Origin of the sequence: Mitsuaria sp. PDC51, from assembly GCF_900113225.1 — a bacterium.
GTDB lineage: Bacteria > Pseudomonadota > Gammaproteobacteria > Burkholderiales > Burkholderiaceae_C > Roseateles.
Genome location: NZ_FOZE01000001.1, coordinates 452,532 through 474,510 on the forward strand (window position 1 = coordinate 452,532; position 21,979 = coordinate 474,510).

General features: G+C 69.8%; 22 protein-coding genes. 9 read left to right on the forward strand and 13 right to left on the reverse strand.

Translation table 11 applies throughout. The features are described from left to right. The first annotated feature begins 54 nt into the window (after positions 1-54). Positions 55-1,053 (forward strand): alpha/beta fold hydrolase, encoded by a 999-nt coding sequence (locus BM393_RS02005; RefSeq protein ID WP_091721029.1) that lies wholly within the window; start codon positions 55-57, stop codon positions 1,051-1,053. 51 nt (positions 1,054-1,104) lie between these two features. Here the strand turns inward: BM393_RS02005 and BM393_RS02010 are convergent, their stop codons facing one another. After that, the gene (locus BM393_RS02010) at positions 1,105-1,779 is read right to left on the reverse strand and encodes an NrtR DNA-binding winged helix domain-containing protein (protein ID WP_091721032.1); all 675 of its coding nucleotides are present in this window, start codon (positions 1,777-1,779) and stop codon (positions 1,105-1,107) included. A 199-nt stretch (positions 1,780-1,978) separates the two neighbouring features. Between BM393_RS02010 and BM393_RS02015 the strand changes: the two genes are divergently transcribed. From BM393_RS02015 to BM393_RS02030, 4 genes are read left to right on the forward strand one after another with little or no spacing between them, the layout of a single operon-like run. Continuing rightward, positions 1,979-2,812: an isochorismatase family protein gene (locus BM393_RS02015; RefSeq protein WP_091721036.1), complete on the forward strand. Its 834-nt coding sequence runs from the start codon at positions 1,979-1,981 to the stop codon at positions 2,810-2,812. 13 nt (positions 2,813-2,825) lie between these two features. Then, complete coding sequence (gene pncB, locus BM393_RS02020) at positions 2,826-4,058, forward strand: nicotinate phosphoribosyltransferase (protein WP_091721039.1); 1,233 nt, start codon at positions 2,826-2,828, stop codon at positions 4,056-4,058. 11 nt (positions 4,059-4,069) lie between these two features. Beyond that, on the forward strand, positions 4,070-5,776 hold the full coding sequence (locus tag BM393_RS02025; protein ID WP_091721042.1) for an NAD+ synthase: 1,707 nt from the start codon (positions 4,070-4,072) through the stop codon (positions 5,774-5,776). Between the two features lie 56 nt (positions 5,777-5,832). Further along, complete coding sequence (locus tag BM393_RS02030) at positions 5,833-6,858, forward strand: NUDIX domain-containing protein (RefSeq protein WP_091721045.1); 1,026 nt, start codon at positions 5,833-5,835, stop codon at positions 6,856-6,858. A gap of 23 nt (positions 6,859-6,881) precedes the next feature. On the opposite strand, the gene pobA is transcribed toward BM393_RS02030, so the two are convergent. After that, positions 6,882-8,054, reverse strand: coding sequence for a 4-hydroxybenzoate 3-monooxygenase (gene pobA / locus BM393_RS02035; protein WP_091724926.1), 1,173 nt, complete (start codon positions 8,052-8,054; stop codon positions 6,882-6,884). Positions 8,055-8,178: 124 nt separating this feature from the next. Between pobA and BM393_RS02040 the strand changes: the two genes are divergently transcribed. After that, a complete protein-coding gene (locus BM393_RS02040) occupies positions 8,179-9,096 on the forward strand; it encodes a helix-turn-helix domain-containing protein (protein WP_175538155.1) in 918 nt (305 codons plus the stop codon). Between the two features lie 42 nt (positions 9,097-9,138). Here BM393_RS02040 and BM393_RS02045 read toward each other — a convergent pair whose 3' ends face one another. Then, positions 9,139-9,606 carry a nuclear transport factor 2 family protein gene (locus tag BM393_RS02045; RefSeq protein WP_091721049.1) on the reverse strand — a complete coding sequence of 156 codons (468 nt, stop codon included), beginning with the start codon at positions 9,604-9,606 and terminating at the stop codon, positions 9,139-9,141. A gap of 92 nt (positions 9,607-9,698) precedes the next feature. Between BM393_RS02045 and BM393_RS02050 the strand changes: the two genes are divergently transcribed. Beyond that, positions 9,699-10,292, forward strand: a complete 594-nt coding sequence (locus BM393_RS02050; RefSeq protein ID WP_091721051.1) for a TetR/AcrR family transcriptional regulator — start codon at positions 9,699-9,701, stop codon at positions 10,290-10,292. Positions 10,293-10,745: 453 nt separating this feature from the next. On the opposite strand, the gene BM393_RS02055 is transcribed toward BM393_RS02050, so the two are convergent. Then, a complete protein-coding gene (locus BM393_RS02055) occupies positions 10,746-12,185 on the reverse strand; it encodes an ATP-binding protein (RefSeq protein ID WP_091721053.1) in 1,440 nt (479 codons plus the stop codon). Next, complete coding sequence (locus tag BM393_RS02060; protein ID WP_091721055.1) at positions 12,182-12,790, reverse strand: 2-hydroxychromene-2-carboxylate isomerase; 609 nt, start codon at positions 12,788-12,790, stop codon at positions 12,182-12,184. Before BM393_RS02060 ends, BM393_RS02055 begins: the two co-directional genes overlap by 4 nt. Positions 12,791-13,009: 219 nt before the next feature. Here BM393_RS02060 and BM393_RS02065 point away from each other — a divergent pair, with 219 nt between their 5' ends. Beyond that, a complete protein-coding gene (locus BM393_RS02065) occupies positions 13,010-13,756 on the forward strand; it encodes a response regulator (protein ID WP_091721057.1) in 747 nt (248 codons plus the stop codon). Between the two features lie 55 nt (positions 13,757-13,811). On the opposite strand, the gene BM393_RS02070 is transcribed toward BM393_RS02065, so the two are convergent. The 3 genes from BM393_RS02070 to BM393_RS02080 all read right to left on the reverse strand — a co-directional run bounded on the left by BM393_RS02070 (position 13,812) and on the right by BM393_RS02080 (position 16,402). Next, the gene (locus BM393_RS02070) at positions 13,812-14,894 is read right to left on the reverse strand and encodes a hypothetical protein (protein ID WP_091721059.1); all 1,083 of its coding nucleotides are present in this window, start codon (positions 14,892-14,894) and stop codon (positions 13,812-13,814) included. 91 nt (positions 14,895-14,985) lie between these two features. Then, complete coding sequence (locus BM393_RS02075) at positions 14,986-15,564, reverse strand: thioredoxin family protein (protein ID WP_091721062.1); 579 nt, start codon at positions 15,562-15,564, stop codon at positions 14,986-14,988. A gap of 187 nt (positions 15,565-15,751) precedes the next feature. After that, on the reverse strand, positions 15,752-16,402 hold the full coding sequence (locus BM393_RS02080; RefSeq protein ID WP_091721065.1) for a TetR/AcrR family transcriptional regulator: 651 nt from the start codon (positions 16,400-16,402) through the stop codon (positions 15,752-15,754). An 88-nt stretch (positions 16,403-16,490) separates the two neighbouring features. Between BM393_RS02080 and BM393_RS02085 the strand changes: the two genes are divergently transcribed. Then, positions 16,491-16,889 (forward strand): DUF3331 domain-containing protein, encoded by a 399-nt coding sequence (locus BM393_RS02085; protein WP_175538156.1) that lies wholly within the window; start codon positions 16,491-16,493, stop codon positions 16,887-16,889. 182 nt (positions 16,890-17,071) lie between these two features. Here the strand turns inward: BM393_RS02085 and BM393_RS02090 are convergent, their stop codons facing one another. The 5 genes from BM393_RS02090 to BM393_RS02110 form a co-directional block, all read right to left on the reverse strand. Further along, positions 17,072-18,442, reverse strand: coding sequence for an SLC13 family permease (locus BM393_RS02090; RefSeq protein WP_091721074.1), 1,371 nt, complete (start codon positions 18,440-18,442; stop codon positions 17,072-17,074). Positions 18,443-18,697: 255 nt separating this feature from the next. After that, the gene (locus BM393_RS02095; RefSeq protein WP_091724929.1) at positions 18,698-19,660 is read right to left on the reverse strand and encodes an ACP S-malonyltransferase; all 963 of its coding nucleotides are present in this window, start codon (positions 19,658-19,660) and stop codon (positions 18,698-18,700) included. An 18-nt stretch (positions 19,661-19,678) separates the two neighbouring features. Continuing rightward, a complete protein-coding gene (gene mdcB, locus BM393_RS02100; RefSeq protein WP_091721078.1) occupies positions 19,679-20,590 on the reverse strand; it encodes a triphosphoribosyl-dephospho-CoA synthase MdcB in 912 nt (303 codons plus the stop codon). After that, positions 20,587-21,279, reverse strand: coding sequence for a malonate decarboxylase holo-[acyl-carrier-protein] synthase (gene mdcG / locus BM393_RS02105; RefSeq protein WP_091721081.1), 693 nt, complete (start codon positions 21,277-21,279; stop codon positions 20,587-20,589). Before mdcG ends, mdcB begins: the two co-directional genes overlap by 4 nt. Then, on the reverse strand, positions 21,276-21,977 hold the full coding sequence (locus tag BM393_RS02110; protein ID WP_091721086.1) for a biotin-independent malonate decarboxylase subunit gamma: 702 nt from the start codon (positions 21,975-21,977) through the stop codon (positions 21,276-21,278). The genes mdcG and BM393_RS02110 overlap by 4 nt, the downstream gene beginning before the upstream one ends. Positions 21,978-21,979 lie beyond the last annotated feature (2 nt).

A 21,979-nucleotide genomic window follows, 5' to 3' on the forward strand; every position in this document is an offset into this window, starting at 1 on the left:
GGGAACGACACTTGCTCGCTTCGGCGCGCCCGTTCCCCGTCACTGGAGTCCCCGATGAAGATGCTTCTCGCCGCCGCGCTCGCGGCGCTCTCCCTTGCCACGTCGGCGCAGGCCGCTCCCAGCTACGGCGCCCGGCTCGAGGGCTTCGAGTACCCGTACCCGCAGCAGCGCTTCAAGCTGAATTCGCAGCGTCAGGCGCTGGAGATGGTCTACATGGACGTCGCGCCGACGACGCCGCCCAATGGCCGGACCGCGGTGCTGCTGCACGGCAAGAACTTCTGCGGCGCGACCTGGGCGGAGACGATCGCGGTGCTCGCCGGTGCGGGCTACCGCGTCGTGGTGCCGGACCAGGTCGGCTTCTGCGCCTCGACCAAGCCGGGCGGTTACCAGTTCAGCTTCAACCAGCTCGCCGCCAACACGCAGGCGCTGCTGCAGTCGCTGGGCATCGCCAAGGCGACGGTGATCGGCCACTCGATGGGCGGCATGCTGGCGATGCGCTACGCGCTGCAGTACCCGGCGCAGGTCGAGCAGCTCGTCGCCGTCAACCCGCTGGGGCTGGAGGACTGGCAGGCGGCGGGCGTGCCGTACGCGACCATCGACCAGCTGAACGCGCAGGAACTGAAGACGACGGCCGACAGCATCAAGGCCTATCAGTTGCGCTTCTATTACAACGGCCAGTGGAAGCCGGCCTACGACCGCTGGGTCGAGATGGCCGCCGGCCTGTATGCCGGTCCGGGACGTGAGCTCGTCGCCTGGAACCAGGCCCAGACCTCCGAGATGATCTTCACCCAGCCGGTGGTGCACGAGCTGCCCCATCTGCAGGTGCGGACGCTGCTGATGATCGGCGGCAAGGACCGCACCGCGCCCGGCGCCAACCGCGCGCCCAAGGCGATCGCCGAGCAGCTGGGCGATTACGCGACGCTCGGCCGCACGACCGCGAAGATGATTCCCGGCGCCGCGCTGGTCGAGTTCCCGGCGCTGGGCCACTCGCCGCAGGTCGAGTCGCCGAAGGAGTTCCACGAGGCGCTGCTGAAGGGACTCGCCGCCCGATGAAGACCCGGAAATGGATCGAGGCCTCGCCGACATCCCGGCGCGCGCGCCCGCTCAGCTGACCGGCAGGTTGCTGGGCGCCGTCTTCAGCGCCGGGGCGTGGGCCTTCTTGCGGTAGAGCTGCGCCGGCCGGTGGCTGCCGCCGCTGGTGAAGGCGCCGGGGATTTCCTCGATGACATCGAGCTCCTCGATGCGGCGGCGGAATCCGCGCTTGTCGAGCACCGCGCCGAGCACCTGCTCATAGGTGCGCTGCAACTCGCCGAGCGTGAACTGCGCCGGCATCAGGTGCACCGGCAGCGAGGAGTACAGCGTCTTCGACCGCACGCGCTCGACGGCGGTGCGCAGGATCTGCGCATGGTCGAAGGGCAGCGAGCGCAGGCCGTCGACCGGCGCCCAGCGGAAGCGCCCGCCCGACGGCTCGCCCACCGGCGCCGGCACGACCGCGTAGTAGCTCACCGACAACGACCACCCGCGCGCATCGCGATGCATGCCGGAGAAGGTCCTGAGCTGCTCGAGGTAGGGCGAGACCACCCCCGCCTTGTCCCGCAGGATGCGCGCCGCGGCCTCGTCGGCGTCCTGGTCCTGGTCGGTGTGCACCCAGCCGCCGGGCAGCGTCCAGGCGCCAAGCGCCGGCGCCTTGTCGCGGCGTGCCAGGCCGGCGTGCAACGCGCCGTCGAGCAGGGTCAGCAGCACGATGTCGACGGTGACGATGGGGCGTTCGAAGTCCACGGCGCCAAGCTTAGTGCGAAAGGGCACGAATTATGGGCGGTCACATCCTCAGACGTCAAACCGTTTCCTGGAACACAGGAAATATGCGGATACAAATCGTGGCTTCTGATCCGCCGTCTGCGATATCGACTTAGTGCAAACAAGCACGAAGAGCGGTATGCTGTCGCCACGACATCACAAAGACCGAAACGGAGTTCCCATGGACCGCCAAGCCCAACTGCTCATCGTCGATCCGCAGAACGACTTCTGCGACATCCCTGGCGCCGCGCTGCCGGTGACCGGCGCGGACGCGGACATGAAGCGCCTGGCCGCGCTGGTGGACCAGGCCGGCGACGCGATCGGCGACATCGTCGTGACGCTGGACTCGCACCCGGTCTACGCGATCGAGCGCCCGGCCTTCTGGCAACAGCCGGGCGCGGAGGGCGTGCCGCAGCCGGTCGCGCCATTCACGCAGATCCGCGCGGCCGACGTGCGCGAGGGCCGTTACGCCCCACGTAACCCGGCGCTGCGGGATGCGGTGCTGCGCTATCTCGACGCGCTCGAGGCCAGCCCGAGGAAGTACGTGCTGATGGTGTGGCCGACCCACTGCGTCGTCGGCACCTGGGGCCACAACCTGCATGGCGCGCTGGCCGACGCCTTGGGCCGCTGGGAATCGGCGCGCCTGCGCACGGTGGAGAAGGTGCTGAAGGGCCTGAATCCGATGACGGAGCAGTACAGCGCGGTGCGCGCCGAGGTGCCGGTCGACGGCGACCCGCGCACGCAGACGAATCAGGCGCTGGTGGACCGCATCGTCGACTTCCCCGGCCTGAGCTTCATCGCCGGCGAGGCCAGCAGCCACTGCGTCGCGGCGACGGCGGAAGACCTCTTCGCGGCGATGACGCCCGAGCGGCTCGCGCGGGTCGTGCTGATCGAGGATGCGATGAGCGCGGTGGGCGGCTTCGAGGCCGGCGCCTCGGCCTTCGTCGAGCGCGCCCGCGCGCTGGGCGTGCGGACGATGACGGCGGCGCAGGCGCTCGGCCTGCTCTCTGCCTGAGCGGGGTGGCTTCATGAACGACACGCCTGTCATCCACTCCCTGCTGGAGACCGACCTCTACAAGTTCACGATGTGGCAGACGCTGCTGCACGCATTTCCGGCCAACGATGCCGAGTACCGCTTCGTCTGCCGCAACACGCCCGCCTTCCCGCTGAGCGAGCTCTGCGAGGCGGTCAACCGCGAGCTCGACCACCTCTGCACGCTCGGCTTCAGTGACGAGGAACTCGCCTACCTGGGCGGACTGCGCTTCATGAAGGCCGACTTCATCGACTTCCTGCGCATCTTCCGTTTCCAGCGGCGCTTCATCGAAGCGCGGCCGGGCGAGGGCGCCGAGGCCGGGCAGCTGGTCGTCGTCGCCAAGGGGCCGCAGGTCCACGTGATGGGCTTCGAGATCTTCGTGCTGGCGATCGTCAACGAGCTCTACTTCCGCCGCCTGTGCGCGGGCCGCGAGCGCGAGGTGCTCGTCGAGGGCCGCGCGCGGCTCGCAACAAAGGCGGCCCGCCTGCGCGACTACGCCGCGGCCGTGCCCGCGACGCTGGGCGCCGAAGCCCATCCCTTCGAGTGCTTCGACTTCGGCTTGCGCCGCCGCTTCTCCGGCGCCTGGCACGACGAGGTCGTCGCCACGCTCAAGCGCGAGGCCCCGCAGGTCTTCAAGGGCAGCTCCAACGTGGCGCTGGCCCGGCGTCACGGGCTGGTGCCGATCGGCACGATGGCCCACGAGTACCTGCAGACCTGGCAGGCTGTGGGCGTGCAGCTGCGGCTGTCGCAGCGGGCGGCGCTGGAGGGATGGGTGCAGGAGTTCCGCGGCGACCTCGGCATCGCGCTGACCGACGTGATCGGCATGGACGCCTTCCTGGCCGACTTCGACCTCTACTTCGCCAAGCTCTTCGATGGCCTGCGGCACGACTCGGGCGATCCGGTCGAATGGGGCGAGAAGGCGCTCGCGCATTACGCGGCGCTGCGCATCGATGCACGGACCAAGCGGCTGGTGTTCAGCGACGGGCTCGACACCGACGAGGCCTTCCGCTTGCATGCGCACTTCGCCCGGCGCGTGCCGGTCGGATTCGGCATCGGCACGCACCTCACCAACGACCTCGGGCCCAAGCCGCTGAACATCGTCATGAAGCTGGTGCGCTGCAACGGCCAGCCGGTGGCCAAGCTGTCCGATGCGCCCGGCAAGACGCTGTGCGACGACCAGACTTTCCTCAACTACCTGCGGCAGGTCTTTCGAGTGAGGGCCAGCTGAGGAGCGAAGTCATGCTCAAGATCACCATCGCGCAAATCAATCCCACCATTGGCGACCTCGAAGGCAACCTGGCGCTGCACCTGGACGCGGCGCGCCGCGCCCGGCACGACGGCGCGGACCTGGTCGTCTTTCCGGAGCTGTCGCTGACCGGCTACTACCCGGCCGACCTGCTCGACGACGAAGACTTCCGCGAGCGCCTCGACCGCGCGATGGCGGCGCTGCTGGCGGCCACGCGCGAGGTGAGCTCGCTGCACTGGGTCGTCGGCGCGCCGACCCGCAACCCGGGCGCCGGCAAGGCCTTCCGCAATTCGCTGCTGGTGATCCGCGACGGCGAGCTGCTGCTGGACTATCACAAGCAGCTGCTGCCCACCTACAACGTCTTCGACGAGCGCCGGCACTTCGAGCCCGGGCCGGACGTCGCCCGCGTGCTGCGCATCGGCGGCGCGCAGGTCGGCTTCATGATCTGCGAGGACGGCTGGAACGACGACGGCAAGGACTACACCGTCAATCCGTTCCAGCGCCTGGCGGATTCGGCGCCCGACCTGATCGTGTCGATCAACGCCAGCCCCAGCCACGTCGGCAAGCGCGAGCTCCGCCACGAGGTCTTCCGCGCCGCCTGCTGGCGGCATCGGCTGCCGCTGGTCTTCGTCAACCAGATCGGCGGGCACGACCAGCTGGTCTACGACGGCGCATCCTTCGCGATCGAGCCCGAGCCGGGCGTCGTCTTCGAGGCCCGACGCTTCGAGGAGCAGGTCGTGACCCTGGGCTTCGAGGTCGACCGCGGCCACTTCGCGTCGCTCGACGGCGGCGCGCTGCCGCCGGCGGCCACCGGCCTGGACACGATGGCCTTCTATCGCCGGCAGATCGTGCTGGGACTGCGGGACTACGCGCGGCGCTGCGGCTTCGAGCGCGTCGTCGTCGGCGCGTCCGGCGGCATCGACTCGGCGCTGACGCTGGCGCTGGCCGTCGAGGCGCTGGGCGCGGACCGGGTCATGGCCATCACCATGCCGTCGCGTTTCTCGTCGAGCGGCAGCGTCGACGATTCGAAGGCGCTGTGCGATCGGCTCGGCATCGCGCTCGAGGTCTGCCCGATCGAAGACATCGTCGGCCAGGTCGACGAGACCCTGGCCGCCAGCACGCTGGCGCTGCGACCGTCCGGCCTGGCGCTCGAGAACCTGCAGGCGCGGGTGCGCGGCACGCTCCTGATGACCGTGTCCAACGCGCGCGGCCACCTGCTGCTGACCACCGGCAACAAGAGCGAGATCGCCGTCGGCTACTGCACGCTCTACGGAGACACCAACGGCGGCCTCGGCCTGATCGGCGATCTCTACAAGACCGAGGTCTTCGCGCTGAGCCGCCACCTCAACGAGGTGGCCGGCCGCGAGCTCATCCCCGCCGCCATCCTCGACAAGCCGCCGAGCGCCGAGCTGGCGCCGGACCAGCGCGACACCGACAGCCTGCCGCCCTACGAGCTGCTGGACGAGGTGCTGAAGCTGCTGATCGAAGGCGAGCGGCTGGCCGTCGACGAACGCGCCGCGGCCGAGGCGGCCGTCGCCGCGCTGCGCGGAAGCGACGAAGGTCAGGCGCTGCTCGCGCGGATCAAGGGCATGATCGCGCGCAACGAGTACAAGCGCCGCCAGGCGCCGCCGATCGTGCGGCTGCGCGCCCGGGCCTTCGGCAGCGGCCGGCAGTTGCCGATCGCGGCGCGGCACTATTGAACCGAAGCGCCGATGACCGCATCGGCGCGCGTCGAATCCCAGGGAAAGGACAAGGCATGACCCGCAAGACCGTCGCCGTGGTGGTGGGCCGTTGGCAGCTGGTGCACCAGGGGCAGGAGGCGCTGTTCCAGGCCGCCTTCGGCCTGGCGGACGAGGTGATCGCGGTGCTGGGCTCCTCGCACAAGGCGCGTGATCCGCGCAATCCCTTCGTGCACGAGGAGCGCCGCCAGATGCTGCTGGCCAACCTGAGCGAGGCGCAGCGACAACGGCTGCACGTGCTGCCGGTGCGCGACTACTTCGACGACCGGCGCTGGAACGCCGCCGTGACCCTGGGCGTGAGGGCACTGGCGGGCGAGGAGGCCGACATCGTGCTGGTGGGGCATCGCAAGGACCACACCAGCTACTACCTGAACAATTTCCCGCGCTGGCGGCAGCAGCTGGTGGACCGCCTGGCCGACGTCGACGCCACGGCGATGCGGCAGGTGTTCTTCGAGGCCGAGGATCCGGACGCGGCGCTGACCGTCATGACGCCTTACGTCAGCGCGCCGGTGCGCGCATGGCTGCAGGCCTGGAGCCGCCTGCCCGAATACGCGCGGCGCAAGGCCGAGCATGCGGCCGTGGCGAGCTATCGGAAGAAGTACACCGCGGTCGCGTACATGACCGGCGACGCGGTGGTGACCGTCGGCGACCATGTGCTGCTGGTGCGGCGCAAGGGCCCCTTCGGCGAGGACCTCTGGGCCGTGCCCGGCGGCCACCTCGACCGCGGCGAGAAGCTGGTGGCCTGCGCGATCCGCGAGCTGATCGAGGAGACGCGCTTCCCCTTGCTGCCCGCCTCCATCCTCGCGGCGCTGCACGGGGTCGCCACCTTCGAGGACCCGCTGCGCAGCGCGCGCGGCCGGCTGATCACGATGGCCCACCACTTCAAGTTCCCGGCCATGGGCACGCTGCCGGAGGTCGTCGGCTGCGACGACGTGAAGGAGGCGCGCTGGTTCCATCGCGATGAGTTGGCGGCGATGGAGTCGCGCTTGTTCGAGGACCACTTCGTGATCCTCGATCACTTCCTCGGCTTGATCGAGGACTGATCGGGGACTGCCCGGCGCGTGGGTCAGAACGGCAGGCCGATGTAGTTCTCGGCCAGCACGCGGCGGGCGGCCTCCGACCCGAGGACGTAGTCGAGCTCCGCCTCCTGCAGCTTGGCCTGGAAGGCCGGTTCCTGGTCGAAGTTGTGCATCAGGCTGGTCAGCCACCAGGAGAAGCGCTCGGCTTTCCAAACGCGGGCCAGGCAGCGGGTGGAGTAGTGGTCCAGCCCGGCATCGCTGCGCTCGCGGTAGTGCTCGATCAGGGCCTGCGACAGGTAGCGGACGTCGGAGGCCGCGAGGTTCAGTCCCTTCGCGCCGGTCGGCGGCACGATGTGGGCCGCGTCGCCGGCCAGGAACAGGCGGCCGAAGCGCATCGGCTCGGCGACGAAGCTGCGCAGCGGCGCGATGCTCTTCTCCAGCGACGGACCGGTGACCAGCGCGGCCGCCGCCTCGGGATCCAGCCGCAGGCGCAGTTCGTCCCAGAAGCGGGCATCGGTCCAGTCCTCCACGCGCTCGCCCAGCGGCACCTGCAGGTAATAGCGGCTGCGGGTCGGCGAGCGCATGCTGCACAGGCTGAAGCCGCGCGCATGGCGGCTGTAGATCAGTTCGTCGGCCACCGGCGGCGTGTCGCTGAGCAGGCCTAGCCAGCCGAAGGGATAGACCTTCTCGTAGAGGCGGATCGCGTCCGGCGGGACGCTCGCGCGGCACACGCCGTGGAAGCCGTCGCAACCGGCGATGAAATCGGCATGGATCTCGACCGCCTCGCCGCGCACCGTGCATCGGGCGCGGGGCGCCGCGGTGTCGAAACCGTCGATGCGGACCTCTGCCGCCTCGTACAGCGTGGGCAGCCCGGCGGCGTCACGTGCGGCCATGAGGTCGCGGGTGACCTCGGTCTGGCCATAGACCAGCACCCCATGCCCGCCGGTGAGCTGGCGCAGGTCGATGCGGTGCCGCACGCCGCCGACCGCCAGCTCGAAGCCGTCGTGGACCAGCCCCTCGGCATGCATGCGGGCGCCGACGCCGGCGTCGTCCATCAGGTCGGCGGTGCCTTGCTCCAGTACGCCGGCCCGGATGCGCGAGAGCACGTGGTCGGCGGTCTGGCGCTCGACGATCAGCGTGTCGATACCGGCGCGGTGCAGCAACTGGCCCAGCAGCAGGCCCGAGGGTCCGGCGCCGACGATCAGCACCTGGGTTCGCAAGGTCTTCATGGCAATCCGGCCTTCTGGCGAGGCGCGTGGTGTTGTCTCCGATGGGCGCAGCCTACGGCGCGGACGATCCGCGGTGAATGGACGGCGCCGACGCGCGCTTGCACAATCCGAACCTATGCCCGAATCGCGCCCGAAGTCCTCTTCCCGATCACGCGCCGGCGCGACGCCGGTGTATTCCCTCTACGGCGAGGAAGGACAAGCGCCCGCCCTGGACGGGCTGCACCTCGAATCGATCGCCGAGCGCAGCCGCTTGCACAATTGGGAAATCCAGCCGCATCGGCACGGCGCGCTGGTGCAGCTGCTGCTGATCGAGCGCGGCCGGGTCGTGGTCCGCATGGACGAGGACGAGCGAGAACTGCGTGCGCCCGCGCTGGTGTGGGTGCCGGCGCTGGCGGTGCACGGCTTCCGCTTCGCGCCGGAGACGGAAGGGCTGGTCGTGACGCTGGACCAGGGCCGGCTGCGGGACCTGCTCGATCACCTGCCGGACCTGCTGGAGAGCCTCGCCGAGCCGCGGTTGGTGCCGCTGGAACGCGGCGCGACGGTGACGCGCGCGCTGTTCGCGGTCGGCCATGGGCTGAGGGAAGACTACGCCGGCGCGGCGGCCTGGCGCGGTCCGGCGCTGGACCACGCGGTGGCACTGCTGGCGACGCAGGCGGCGCGTTTCGGCGCCGCGGAGCCGGCGACCCATGCGGCCGGCGAGGGCCGCGCCTTGCAGCACCTGGCCCGCTATCGCGAGCAGGTTGAGCGTCACTACCGGCGTCAGCCGCCGGTGGCCGAGCTGGCGGCGCCGCTGGGCATCACGCCGACGCAGCTGAACCGCCTGTGTCGTCGCCATCTGCACTGCTCGGCGCTCGCCGTCCTGCACCAGCGCGTGCTGCTGGAGGCCAAGCGCGAGCTGGGCTACACCAACCTGATGGTCCGACAGATCGCCGACGGCCTGGGCTTCGCCGATCCGGCCTACTTCACGCGCTTCTTCCTGAAGCACACCGGGCGCGCGCCGACCGAATGGCGCGAGCACGGCGGCGGACGCTGACGGCCGCGGCCGCTGATGATGGCCGCGTGCCGTCGCCGTGGATCACAGGCCCAGGTCGCTCAGGCCGGGATGGTCGTCGGGGCGGCGGCCCTGCGGCCAGAAGAACTTGCGGTCCGCGGCCTGGATCGGCTGATCGTTGATGCTGGCGTGGCGGTGGGTCATCAGCCCTTGCGCGTCGAATTCCCAGTTCTCGTTGCCGTGGCTGCGGAACCAGTTGCCGGCGTCGTCACGCCATTCGTAGGCGAATCGAACGGCGATGCGGTGGCCCTCGAAGGCCCACAGTTCCTTGATCAGGCGGTAGTCCAGTTCACGCGTCCACTTGCGCTCCAGGAAGGCCTGCGCCTGCGCGCGGCCGCGCGGGAACTCGGCGCGATTGCGCCACTGCGTGTCCGGGCTGTAGGCGAGCACGATGCGCGCCGGGTCGCGGCTGTTCCAGGCGTCCTCGGCCAGACGGATCTTCTGGATCGCGGTGTCGCGGGTGAACGGGGGCAGGGGCGGGCGGGAGTCCATGTTGTTGGCCTTTCATTGGGAGACATCATGTAGACAGGTCTGTCTACGTCGGCATTCTGTCGGAGGTAGACAGGTCTGTCTACAATAGCCGCATGAACGACATCGATGGCAGCGTGGACATCGGCGAGCTGCCCGCCCGCGATCGCATCCTGCGCACCGCCCACGACCTGTTCTATGGCGAGGGCATCCGCGCGACCGGCATTGACCGCGTGATCGCCGCGTCCGGCGTCACCAAGGTCACCTTCTATCGGCACTTCCCCAGCAAGAACGACCTGATCGTGGCCTACCTCGACATGCGGCACGCGCGCTGGATGGCGTGGTTCAGCGAGGCGCTCGCTCGCCACGGCGACAGGCACCCGGGCGCGCTCGCGCTGGTGCCGACGATGGGTGAATGGTTCCGTGGCGAGGCCCTGGGCGACTACCGCGGCTGCGCCTTCCTCAACGGGGTGGGCGAGATGGGACCCGCGCTGCCGGAGGTGGTCGAGATCACGCGGCGCCACAAGCAGGACATGACGGACGCGATCGTCGGGCGCTTGCCCGCTTCGCGGCAACGCCGGAAGCTGGCGGCCGCGCTCGCCCTGGCCGTCGATGGCGCGATCGTGCAGGCGCAGTTCGCGGACGATCCCGCGCCGGCGCTGAAGGGCCTGCAGCTGATCGTCGAGTCGCTGACTGGCGATACCGCCTGACGAGCGGGGAGACGCGCGTCCGACGCCACCGTTGTGGGGGCTGCCTCATTCCGCAGCACCGCAATCATTTCCTTGCCGTGACAAGCACTTGCGACATCCGTGCGCGGGCAGCCAACAGAGTTGTCCACAGCAGCCGTGGACAGACTGAGCCGCCGGTGCACAACCGGTGGGCACTGTGAGCAACTCCAGGACGGGAACGTGGCTTGCTCAAGGTTCCCGGCCCGGCCGTCAAGACCTGACGCTCGTCGATCGCCCCGCTCGCCGGCCTGCCTGTTTTTAAGGCGAAGCAAGAATTTCCCTGGCATGACAAGAGCTTGCGTCGCTCCTGCAGCGGCAGCCAACAGGCTTGTCCACAGCGCGCGGGGATAGCCGCAGCACCGTCGCGGGTCGTTCCGTATGGCTCATTCGGATCACTGCCTCATTTCGCGGCAGTGCAATGAATTCCGTGATGAATCAACGGCTTGCACCATCCCTGCCCGTTGAGCCAACAGACTTGTCCACAGAAGTCGTGGACAGTGCCGTCGGCGGCGAGGCGGGGAGGCTCAGCCTGGCCTCCAGGCCCCCACCCGGGCGGTTGCGGAGGGAGAGGTGTCCCCCCATCGCGGTGGCGAGTTGCTGGGCGATGGCCAGCCCGAGCCCGGTGCCGCCGGTCTCGCGATTGCGGGAGGTTTCCAGCCGGTGGAAGGGTTTGAAGACTTCGCCCAGTTGGTCCTCCGGGATGCCGGGCCCCCGGTCCAGCACGGCGATGGTCAAGCGCGGGGCCGGGCCTTGCGCGTCATCGCGCCGGACCTGGATCTCCGCCGCGCCGCCGAAGGCCAGGGCGTTGTCGATCAGGTTGACGAGGATGCGCTTGAGCGCCTGCGGCGGCGCCACGATGGGCGCGCCCGCCGCGCCGTCGAGCGTCACGGATTCGCCGGCGTCTTCGTAGTCACCGACGATGCTCGCCAGCAATGCGTCGGTGTCCAGGCGCGCGGTCGGCTCGGAAGTCCCGTGCAGCGTCCGCGCGTAGGTCACGCCTTCACGGACCAGCGCGTGCATCGCGTCGAGGTCCTGCCGGAACTTGTCGCGCAGCGCCTCGTCGGCCATCAGGTCCGCCCGCAGCCGCATCCGCGTGATCGGCGTCTGCAGGTCGTGCGAGATCGCCGCCAGGATCTCCACCCGCTCGGCGGTGTAGCCGGCGATGCGCTGCTGCATCGCGTTGAAGGCGCGCGCGGCATGGGCCACCTCGGCCGGGCCGTCCTCGGCGATCAGGCGCGGCGTGAGGTCCGGGCCGAGATCGTCGGCCGCCGTCGCCAGCGCGTTCAGCGGCCGCGTCACCAGCCGCACCGCCATCCAGGTGCAGAAGGTCAGCACGACCAGTTGCGCCACCAGCACCCAGGTGACCCACTCGGGGATGGGCATGTCGACGCGGCGTGCATGCACGGTGACGGCGGTGCCGTCGCCCAGGCGGACCAGCAACTGATAGCGCCGCGCGCCGACCTGCGCGACGCGCTCGATGCGGAAGGGCCGCAACGCCTGCGTCAACGCGTCGACGAACGCGCCGCTGAATTCGGTGTGATCGACCGGTCCCGCCTGCGCATCAATCTCGTCGGCGAGCGCGAAGCGGAAGTTGGGCCGCTCCAGGCGGTTCAGCCACGCGGCGCGCTCGGCGGGCGGCAGGCGGTCGAGGACGGCGACGCCGGTGGCGATGTCGCGCTCGATGCCCGACATCATCAGCGAGCGCAGCGCCATCGAGCGCTCCTGCCGGATCGCGACGTAGGCCAGCGCCTGTGCGATCGCGATGCCCAGCACCATCATCCAGAACACGCGCGCGAAGAGCGTGCGCGGCCCGAAGCGGCGCGGTCGCGGCGGCGGGTTCGCGCTGGCGCCGACCGGAGCGCGGAGGGCGCTCATGGCCGGTCGGCGGCCAGTGCGCGCTGCACGAAGTCCAGCCGGTCCTGGCCCCAGAACAGCTCGCCATCGATGACGTAGCTGGGGGCGCCGAACAGGCTGGCATCGATCGCGCGCTGCGTGTTGGCGTCGTAGCGCGCGCCGATGTCGTCGGCGGCGGAGCGGGCCAGGCGCTCGGCAGGCAAGGCTTGCTCGCCCAGGATCGCGGTCAGCGTGGCGGCGTCGGCGATGTCGCGTTGCTGCTCCCAGACCGCACGCAGCAACGCGCCGGTCAGGCGCAGCGCCGCCTCCGCGCCGTCGGCCTCGTCGACCGCGATGATCAGCCGCGCCGCCGCATGCGGCACGACGGGGAAGAACGTTGGCTCCACATGCATCGGCATGCCCAGATGGCGCGAGAAGCGCCGCAGCTCCAGCAGACGATAGGCCTGGCGCTGGGCGGGGCGCTGTGAGAGCGGCAGGCCGCCGGAGACCGAGAACAGCTTGAGCAGGTCGATCGGGATCGGGCGCACCGTGGCGCCCGCCTCGCGCGCGATGGCGACGAAGCGCTCGTGGCCGAGGTAGGTCCAGGGGCTGTGGGGAGCGAGGAAGTAGTCGATGACGCGGCTCACGGGGATCTCCGGTGCGGTGACGCTGGGGATGAGGTCGAAGGGCGGCGGCGGCGCCGCAGGCTGGTTTATAGGCGCGCGGCTCCGATTTGTGGCGGGCTTTGTATGGGCGTGTATCCGCGTCCCGCACCGGAGACACAACATTGCCCCGGCCGACGCCACGCGGGCCGCGGGCCGCTACATTCCGGCTCATCCCGTCCCAGCGTTCCGCCTTCCACGCCCATGCAGACGACCGCGCCCACCCAGGACCATGTCCTGATCGTCGACGACGACCGCGAGATCCGCGAGTTGCTCACCACCTACCTGACCCGCAACGGCCTGCGCGCCACCGCCGTGCCGACCGGCCGGCACATGCGCATCGCGATGGAGACGGGCGGCCCCTTCGACCTGGTGATCCTGGACCTGATGCTGCCGGGCGAGGACGGCCTGTCGCTGTGCCGCGACCTGCGCGCCGGCCGGCACAAGGCGACGCCGGTCATCATGCTGACCGCGCGCGGCGACGAGGCCGACCGCATCCTCGGCCTGGAGATGGGCGCGGACGATTACCTGGCCAAGCCCTTCGCGGCGCGCGAGCTGCTGGCGCGGATCAAGTCGGTGCTGCGGCGCGCGCGCATGCTGCCGCCCAACATGCGCTCGTCCGACGAGTCACCGCGGCTGGCCTTCGGCGATTGGGTGCTGGACACGATCGAGCGTCACCTGGTCGATGCCCAGGGCACGGTGGTGCCGCTCAGCGGCGCGGAGTACCGGCTGCTGCGCGTGTTCCTGGACCATCCGCAGCGGGTGCTGAGCCGCGACCAGCTGCTCGGCCTCACGCAGGGGCGCGAGGCCGAGCTCTTCGAGCGCTCGATCGACCTGCTCGTCAGCCGCATCCGCCAGCGGCTGCGCGACGACGCGCGCGAGCCCAAATACATCAAGACGGTCCGCAGCGAGGGCTACGTGCTGTCGATGGCCGTCGAGGGTCGCGACTGAGAGATCGATCCCAAGGCCGGCGCCCGCCTTCCCAGGCAGGCGCCGGCCGAGCTCGTCAGATCTTCATCGCCGCGGCCAGGCTGTCGCGCGCGGCCTTGTTCATGCGGATGTGGAAGGGCAGGAAGGTGAGGCGGTCGGTGACCGTCGCGCCATTCGGATTCGAGACGTAGTAGCTGCCGCCCATCGCCGTGCCGTCCTTGATCAGCGCGCCGGTGTAGACGTTGCCGCCCAGTTCGAAGTAGATCCGGTACTGCACCGTCGTGCTCAGCGTGGCGGACAGCGGGCGCGGCTTGGTGGCGACCCAGACCGGCACGCCGCCCACGGTGCTGGTGGCGCCGTCGGCCAAGCGGTAGGTCGTGCCGTCGCTGTTGGACGCGATGCCGCTGGTCAGCACCGCGTTCAGCGTCGTGCCGGTGCGGCAGGGCGTGACGTTGGCGGTGGTGGTGGCCGTGGTGCAGTCGAAGACGTTGTAGCGGTCGTCCAGGTTCTTCTGCGTGAACTTCAGGTAGCTCGCGCCCGCGGCATAGCTGGTGGCCGCATCGAGCACCGACGGATTCGAGAAGAACGAATTCAGGAAGTGCGCGAGGTCGGCCGGCGTCGTGCCGACGGTGCCGGTCAGCGCGACCGTCTCGTAGTCGCTGCGCACGACGGAGTACGCCACCGTCACGTTATCGGCGGCGAGCGAGTCCACGCGCACGTCGTTGCCGACGTAGCTCACCTTGCTGGCCGCGCCGTTCTCCGGGACGACCAGGACCACGCCGTTCTTGAGCACGCGGGTCGGCGCCGGCGCGACCAGCGCCAGCGTGGTGGCGAGGTTCTGCGGCGCGCCTTGCGTGACGATCTGCGGGCCGTTCGTCAGTGGCGAGGCCGACATGACGCTGGCGTCCGAGTAGGCGTAGTGCGTGCCGCTGGTCTGGTTGCCGGCGTAGGCCAGGTTCCAATGCATCAGGTAGCTGCCGGAAGCCGGCGCGAGCATCAGGCTCTCGAAGGCCTGTTGATTGGCGCTCAGCACTGGCGTGTCCGCCGCCTGGGCACCCGCCTTCTCCGAAACTCCGCCGTCGCTGCCGCCGCCGCAGGCGGCAAGCAGGGCCGACAGGGCCGCCAACGCGACGACGTGCTTGTGGGTCTTCAAGACCATGGGACCTCCCCGTTGAAAGATTCTTGTGGGGAGGTCCGTCAAAGCAGCCCGCCCGCTGTTGGGGCGCGAGTATAGGAGCGGGCTGTGACGCTCAGCCGGGCTGCTTCAACAGCGCCTGGATCTGCGCTTCGGTCTGCTGGTAGGCGCCTTCGCCGAAGTGGGTGTAGACGACCTTGCCCTGCTTGTCGACGAGATACAGCGCCGGCCAGTAGCGGTTGCTGTAGTTCTTCCACGTCTTGAAGTCGTTGTCCTGCGCCACCGGATGGGTGATGCCCAGCCGCGTGATGGCCTCCTTCAAGCCCGCCAGCGACTTCTCTTCCTCGTATTCGGGCGAATGCACGCCGACGACGACCAGGCCCTGGTCCTTGTACTTCTCATGCCAGGCCTTCACGTAGGGCAGGGCGTTCAGGCAGTTGATGCAGGTGTAGGTCCAGAAGTCGACCAGCACCACCTTGCCGCGCAGCTCCTCCATCTTCAGCGGTGGGCTGTTGACCCAGCTGTTGATGCCGGCGAAGGCGGGCGCCGGCTTGCCGGTCATGCCGCCGCCGCCCAGCAGCGAGGCGGCCGCCGCGTCGGTGGACATCTTCGGCAGGGAGAGTGCCACGGTGGCCGCGGCGGCGGCACCGGCCAGCGCCAGCGGGAGCAGGGAACGTCGGGAGATCGATCGCATGGGGAATCCTTTCCAGGCCAGCAGCGGGAGGCTGCGATGGAGCGGATTCTTCGAGCGCGGGCCGATGGGCGATACGGCTTTCGTATGCCCGTGTATCCGGCCTGGGAAGGAAAGACGATCCGATGCGCGAGGACACATCACCGCACTGGCGACAGCGACACATCGCCCCGCTTGAGCAATCGTGCGATCAGCGCAGCAGGTGCAGTGCCACGTCCGTGAGCTCGCGCTTGAAGCGGCCCGGGTCGTCCGGCAGCGGGGAGACCGCGCGCAGCACATGCGCATACGCCACCGTCTTGCTGATGCCTTGCATCAGCACCGAGAACAGCAGCGCCGGATCGCAGCGGCGCAGCTCGCCGGCATCCATCGCGTCGCTGAACAGCGGCAGGCAGACGGCGTGGAAAGGCCGCACCATCACGTCGATCAGCACGTTGAGCCGCTCGCCTTCCTCGGTCGCCGCCGTCGAGAAGAAGATGCCGATGTCCGGGTGCTCGAAGACGCGGTCGATGAACGCCAGCAGGCAGTGCTCGACCCGCTGCCGCGGTCCCAGCGAGGCGTCGGCGCGCAGCGCCGCCGTCGTCTCCAGCATCGGCTCGAGGAGCTCCCTGATCTGCTCCACCACCGCGAGCCACAGCGCTTCCTTCGATCCGAAATGATGGGCGATCAGCGCCGGATCGACCTCGGCCTGGCGCGCGATCTCACGGACGCTGGTGGCTTCATATCCCCGCAGCGCGAAGGTGCGCCGCGCGACGCGCAGCAGTTCATCGGCGCCGCGGGCGCAATCCGCGCTCGGCCGTCCGCGACGCCGCGGCGCCCCGACGGTCCTTGGGGTCTTGTTCATGCGCTGGCTGCCTTTGTTATATTCATCACTCGTTGAATTATTTCAGGCTTCGACGCCGATTGTCGGCGGACGTGAAAGGCGGTGCGGCATGCACAGCAATCTGGCAAACGATCCAACGCGCGAGGGTTGGCTGCGCACGGTGTCTTGGCTCGGGAACGGCGGCGTGCCCGATACGCCTCACCCCTCATCCTCCAAGTCCCGCTCGAACCGCAACCACGACAGCACCAGCCTCTCCCTGCGGCCTCCCCCCACCATCCACGTCCTCGACCGACCCACGCCGCGCACCGCCGCCATCTCGTGGTCCGACGCAGGCGCCTGCCATTACGGCTATCAAATCTGGGACATGGTGCCGTCCAAACGCGATGGCATCTGCGTGCTCAGCGGCGCCAGCATTCGCGCGGGGGACCTCATCTACACACCGAGGGTCGATGAGCCGTCACCCATCAACGCAGGGGAAATGATCGCGGCGGCGTTTGTGGACGCTTGATCGGGAAGCACAGCGCGAGGAGCTCGGCGCTTGGCCGGGGCCGCCGGCGAAGCCGAAGCTCAGGGCGCCAACTCGCGACGCTCACCTTCGGCTCGCTCTGCTCAGACAGACGGCGCCCCAGTCAGATGACGAAGCTTCGGCTTCGCCGGCGGCCCCGCCAAGCACCCGACGGACTGCGGTGGTCAGAGCAGGACGAAGAGGGACCAGACGACGATCGGGGCAATCACCGTCACGGCAGCGCCGTAGAGCAGCAACATGCGGAAGAAGCGGTCGCGGTCCATGCCCTTGGCATTGGCCAGCACCAGCGCACCGTTCGTCGAGAAGGGGCTCACGTCGACGATCGTCGAGGACACCGCCATCGCAGCGATGAAACCAATCGCCATGCCGGCGTTGTCTCCCGTCAGGAACGGCACACCGAGCGGAATCAACGAGCCCAGCACCGCCGTCGACGACGCGAAGGCCGACACCACCGCGCCCACGAAACACAGCAGCAGCGCAGCCATCAGCGGCGACGTCAGGTTCGCGACACTGTGACCGACGTAGTCGATCGTCCCCATCTTCTCCATCACGCCCACATACGTGCTCACACCGACGATCAACATGATCTCCGGCCACGACACCTGGCCCAACGCACTCTTCTGCAGCCGCGGCTGCATCAGGCTCAGCACCAGGCCAATCGTGATCGACACGAAACCGATGTCCAGCTTGTAGCCCAGCGTCAGCACCGCCAGCAGCACCAGACCCAGCGCCGTGATCACCTGGTGCACGCTCGTGGCCTGGAAAGTCTGCGTCTGCACCTGGCCCAGCATCGACGAACGACTCGCCGCGACACGCCGCCCTTCACCATACGACTCGGCCTCCGCACCGCCGAAGACCTGCGGCCCGCCCTGCGGGCGCGCCACCGGAGGAATCGGCGCCAGCTCGCCGTCCTCCTCGACTCGGCCCCGTCGCATCAGCTTCAAACCGCCCAGCGCGACGAACAGCCCCAGCGCGACCGCGAAGTTCACGCCGAAGCTGGCCAGCATGGTGGTGATCTCGCTGAGCGGCAGACCCGCCTTCGCGACGATCTTGTTGGTGATGCCGCCGTAGATGCTCATCGGCGAGAAGCCCCCCGCCTGCGCGCCGTGGATCACCATCAGGCCCATCATCAGCGGATGGATGCCGTGGCGGGCCGCGAAGCCCAGCGCGATGGGCGCGATGATCGCCACCGCCGCCGGGCTCACCGCGCCGACCGAGGTCAGCAGCGCCGCCACCAGGAACATGATCCACGGGATGGCGGCGATGCGGCCCCGCACCGCGCGCACGGCCAGTCGCACCAGCCAGTCGATCGTGCCGTTGTTCTGCGCGAGGGCGAAGAGGTAGGTGATGCCGGCGAGCGTCAGGAAGAGCTCGGCGGGGAAGCCGGCCATGATCGCCTTCGCGCTCATGCCGGCCACCAGCGTGCCCACCAGGAAGGCGCCGACGAAGGCGAGCACGCCCATGTTGATGGGCAGGGCGGTGGCCACCACGAACATGGCCCCGAGCGGAAGGATCGACATCCAGTGTGTGGTCATCGCTGTCTCCTGTTGCGGCGGTCCGGCATGTCGAGCACCGGCCGCTCCGTTCTTCATCGGTTTCTCATCGGGTCGCACGGTATCCAGCGCGCGAGCCCGCTTCAATCAAGCTCCCAAGCGGACCGTTACGCGCGCCGCAACGATCGAGGGTGAACCCGCGCGCAGGTCGCCGCTCACCGCTCACTGCTCGCATGTCGCATCGCCGACCGTTGACCGTCGACCGTCGACCGCTGGCTGCCATTCGCTGATCCCCGCTCAGGTGTTGCAACGCTCGATCCACGCGATCACGCCGTCGACGGTGCGGAACTCGTCCGCCGACCGCGCGGGGATCGCCGGATGACGCCGCTGCCAGAGCCGAGCAAGCGCCTGGCCGCCGCCGATCTCCAGCACGCACGACGGCGCGCGCGCCGCCAACTGGTCCATCACCGCATCCCATCGCACCGTCGTGGCGATCTGCCGCGACAGCCCGTCACGCGCCTGCTCGGCGGTCCAACTGCGATTGCCGTCGCTGTCGAACACCGGCAGCGTGGGCGCGTCGATCGCCGCGCCTGCCAGCTCGACGGCGAAAGCCTTGGCGGCTGTCCGCATCAGCGGTGTGTGCGACGCCACCGTGACCGCCAGGCGCGTGCAGCGCGCGCCGCGTTCAGTCAGCGCGGCTTCGACCGCGTCGAGCGATCCGTCCGACGGAGGCATCGCCCCAGGTCCGTGTGCATGCGAGTCGCTGAGCGGACCGCCGATCACCACCGAATCCTCGCCATTGCGAATGGCGACGGTCACCGCCGAGCCGTGCAGGAGTTCGTCCACCGCGGCCGCGCCGAGGCCGGTGACGCCGCACAGGCCACCGCGTCCCACGCTGCCCGCGGCATCCATGAGCGCGGCCCGACGCGCCGCCAGCGCGACCGCTCGCTCTGGACTGAACACGCCGGCCGCCGCACAGGCGGCAAGCTCGCCGACGCTGTAACCGGCGAGGGCGTCGACCTCGATTGACGCGACGCGCAACGCCGCATGGAGTTGAGTCCAGGCCGACACTGCGGTCGCGGTGATCAGCACCTGCGCATGTCGGTTCGCGTGAGCCCATGCCTCGTCGGCGAGCGCGCCTCGCCAGTCGTCGACGTCGAGCCGTGCCGCCATCGCGGCGATCGCCGCGTCATGCCGCAACCACGGCAGCATCGCCGGATGTTGGTGGCCTTGCCCGCTGAAGACGATCGCGACGCTCACGAGCACTGCCCGAGGTGTTCACCGGCCGTCGACCGCATCGACCGCATCGACCGCGCCGATGCGAACCATCCAACAGACGGCGGCCAGCATGTCGGCGGAGCCGCCGGGCGATAGCCGGCGCACCTCGAATTCCTGACCGAGTGCCTCAGCCCGTGCGGTGGCAAAGGGATGAGCGGCGCCGCCGTCGGCGAGGAATCCGCGCGCCGTCTGCTGCGCGAATCGCAGACCCTCCAGGCCGCCGCGATGCGCGAGGTTGCTGTCGTCGAGGGCAGCCATCAAATGGAAGAAGGTGTCGAGCTGTGCGCGCTCGTGCGACAGGCCGCGCGTGCGCGCCGACCGCATCGCGGGCACGCCCACGTCGAAGACAGCGGGAAATCCGAGCGCCGCTTCTTCCGACGCACTGCGAAGCCCGTGCCGCCGCGCGGCCATGCCGCCGGGCAACATCGACGGACGCTGCGCGCGCCGATGCAGCGCCGCGCCCCAACGCTCGTCGAGCATCGCCTGCAGCGCCGCCGGCGTCAGCGGTTGGCCGGCGGCGACGAGCGCGCCAGCACTCGCGCACAGCAGCCCCAGCAGGAAGATCGCGCCGCGATGGGTGTTGATGCCTCCGGTCGCCGCGAGCATGCGGGCCTCGGCCTCGATGCCGGCTCGCTCCAGGGCCTCGAAGTCCGCGCCGGCCATGCCCAGCCTGGCGATCCGGACGAAGTAGCCGCGCAGCGCGGCGATGCTGCGAAAGAAGGTCCTCGCGTCCATGTCGTCATGGCTGCCGTTGCTGATCAGGGTGACTAGACCCGGTTTGGGCGACAGCGCCAGCTCGTCGTACAGCGCGGCTGCGGCGGCGCGGCCGAGGTCGCGGGCCACGGGCGCCAGGATCGCGTCGGCGTCGCGTGGGCGCCGGCCCTGCGGCCTCTGCTGCGCTGGCGCGCTCATGCCGCCACCTTCAAGTCGCGGACGATCTCGCCCAGACCGCTGGCCAGTCGACTGCCGCTGAGGGTCTTCACCAGGATCGAGCGGCTGCCGCCGGCGCGCCAGGTCAACCACTCGCGCCATGACACCGCGGTGTCGCCGTCGAAGATCAGCTCGCCATCGAGCCTCAGCCCGGGGATCTCGGTGCGCGCGAGCAGGGCGGCGATCGTGTCGGCCTGGGCCGCATCCTGGACGCCCACCCAGAGGTCCACATCCGAATCCGCGCGCACATGCGCCATGCCGGTCAAGGCCTGCCAGCCGTAGCTGCCGTAGACGCGCGACTGGACGCCGTCCGCGGCGGCGGACCGGCACAGCCGATCCCACGCGGGCCGCGCCGCGGTGGGCAGCAGTTTGGTCAGCGCGCGCGCGACGGGGAACTCGTCGAAGAACAGCACCTCACTCCGCGCGAGCATCACGCCAAGCCGGCGCGATTCCCACCGCAGCGGTGCGGACAGGCCCGTCGCGATGCCGCTGGCGGTCGAGTCGGCGGCCGGGCCGGCGTCGCAGCGCTGCTGCGTGACCACCAGCGGCAGGCCACGCGCGGCCCACAGCGTCATGCATTCCCGCTCGACCGCGTCGCGAGCGCCCGCGCGCAGGCGCTCCCAGGCCGCGGGCGACGGATGCACGAGTTGATGTCGATGCAGGCGGGTCATGGCGCCTCCAGCACGCGGTCCATCACGGCCGCAGCGAGCCGGCGACCGCCGCGCTGTGCGCCATCGAGCGCGCGGCGGTCCTTGGTCGGTGCATCGGCCAGCGCCTGGCGCAGCGCGGCCCGCAGGTCGCCGGTCCACACGCGCCGCACACCGCCCATCGCGACGTAGTTCTCGACGCCCGGCGCGAAGACCGGGTTGGTCCGGGACAGCTCGGTCAGCATCGCCTCCGGCAGCTTGGTCACCCGCGACATCGCTGGAATGCGCATCACGCGGATCTCCGCCTGCGGCAGCGCATCGCAGGCGTCGGCGATCAGGCCCGACGTGATGAAGCCGCCCGACAGCGCCTGGTCGTAGACCAGGCCCAGCACGCGATGCCCGCGCCGGCGCGCGAGGTCGATGCTCATGCCCAGATGGGCCATCGCGCGGTTGATGCCCAGCAGCTCATCGCGCCGCCGCAACTGCTGTCCCTGGGTGTCGATCAACAGCAGGATCGGCCGGCCCGGATGGCGGGCCACGGTGTCCAGCACCACGCGCGCCTGCGCCAGTGCGAGCCGAACGCCGATCGGCGCATGCCCGGTCGTGCCGACGACGGTCAGCGGTTCATCGTCGAGCGCGACTTCGCCGTGCAGCAGCTCGCCGTCCAGCGTCAGCCCGCGGTCCGAGCCGAACAGCGCCTCGGCCAAGGTCTTCCAGTCCATGT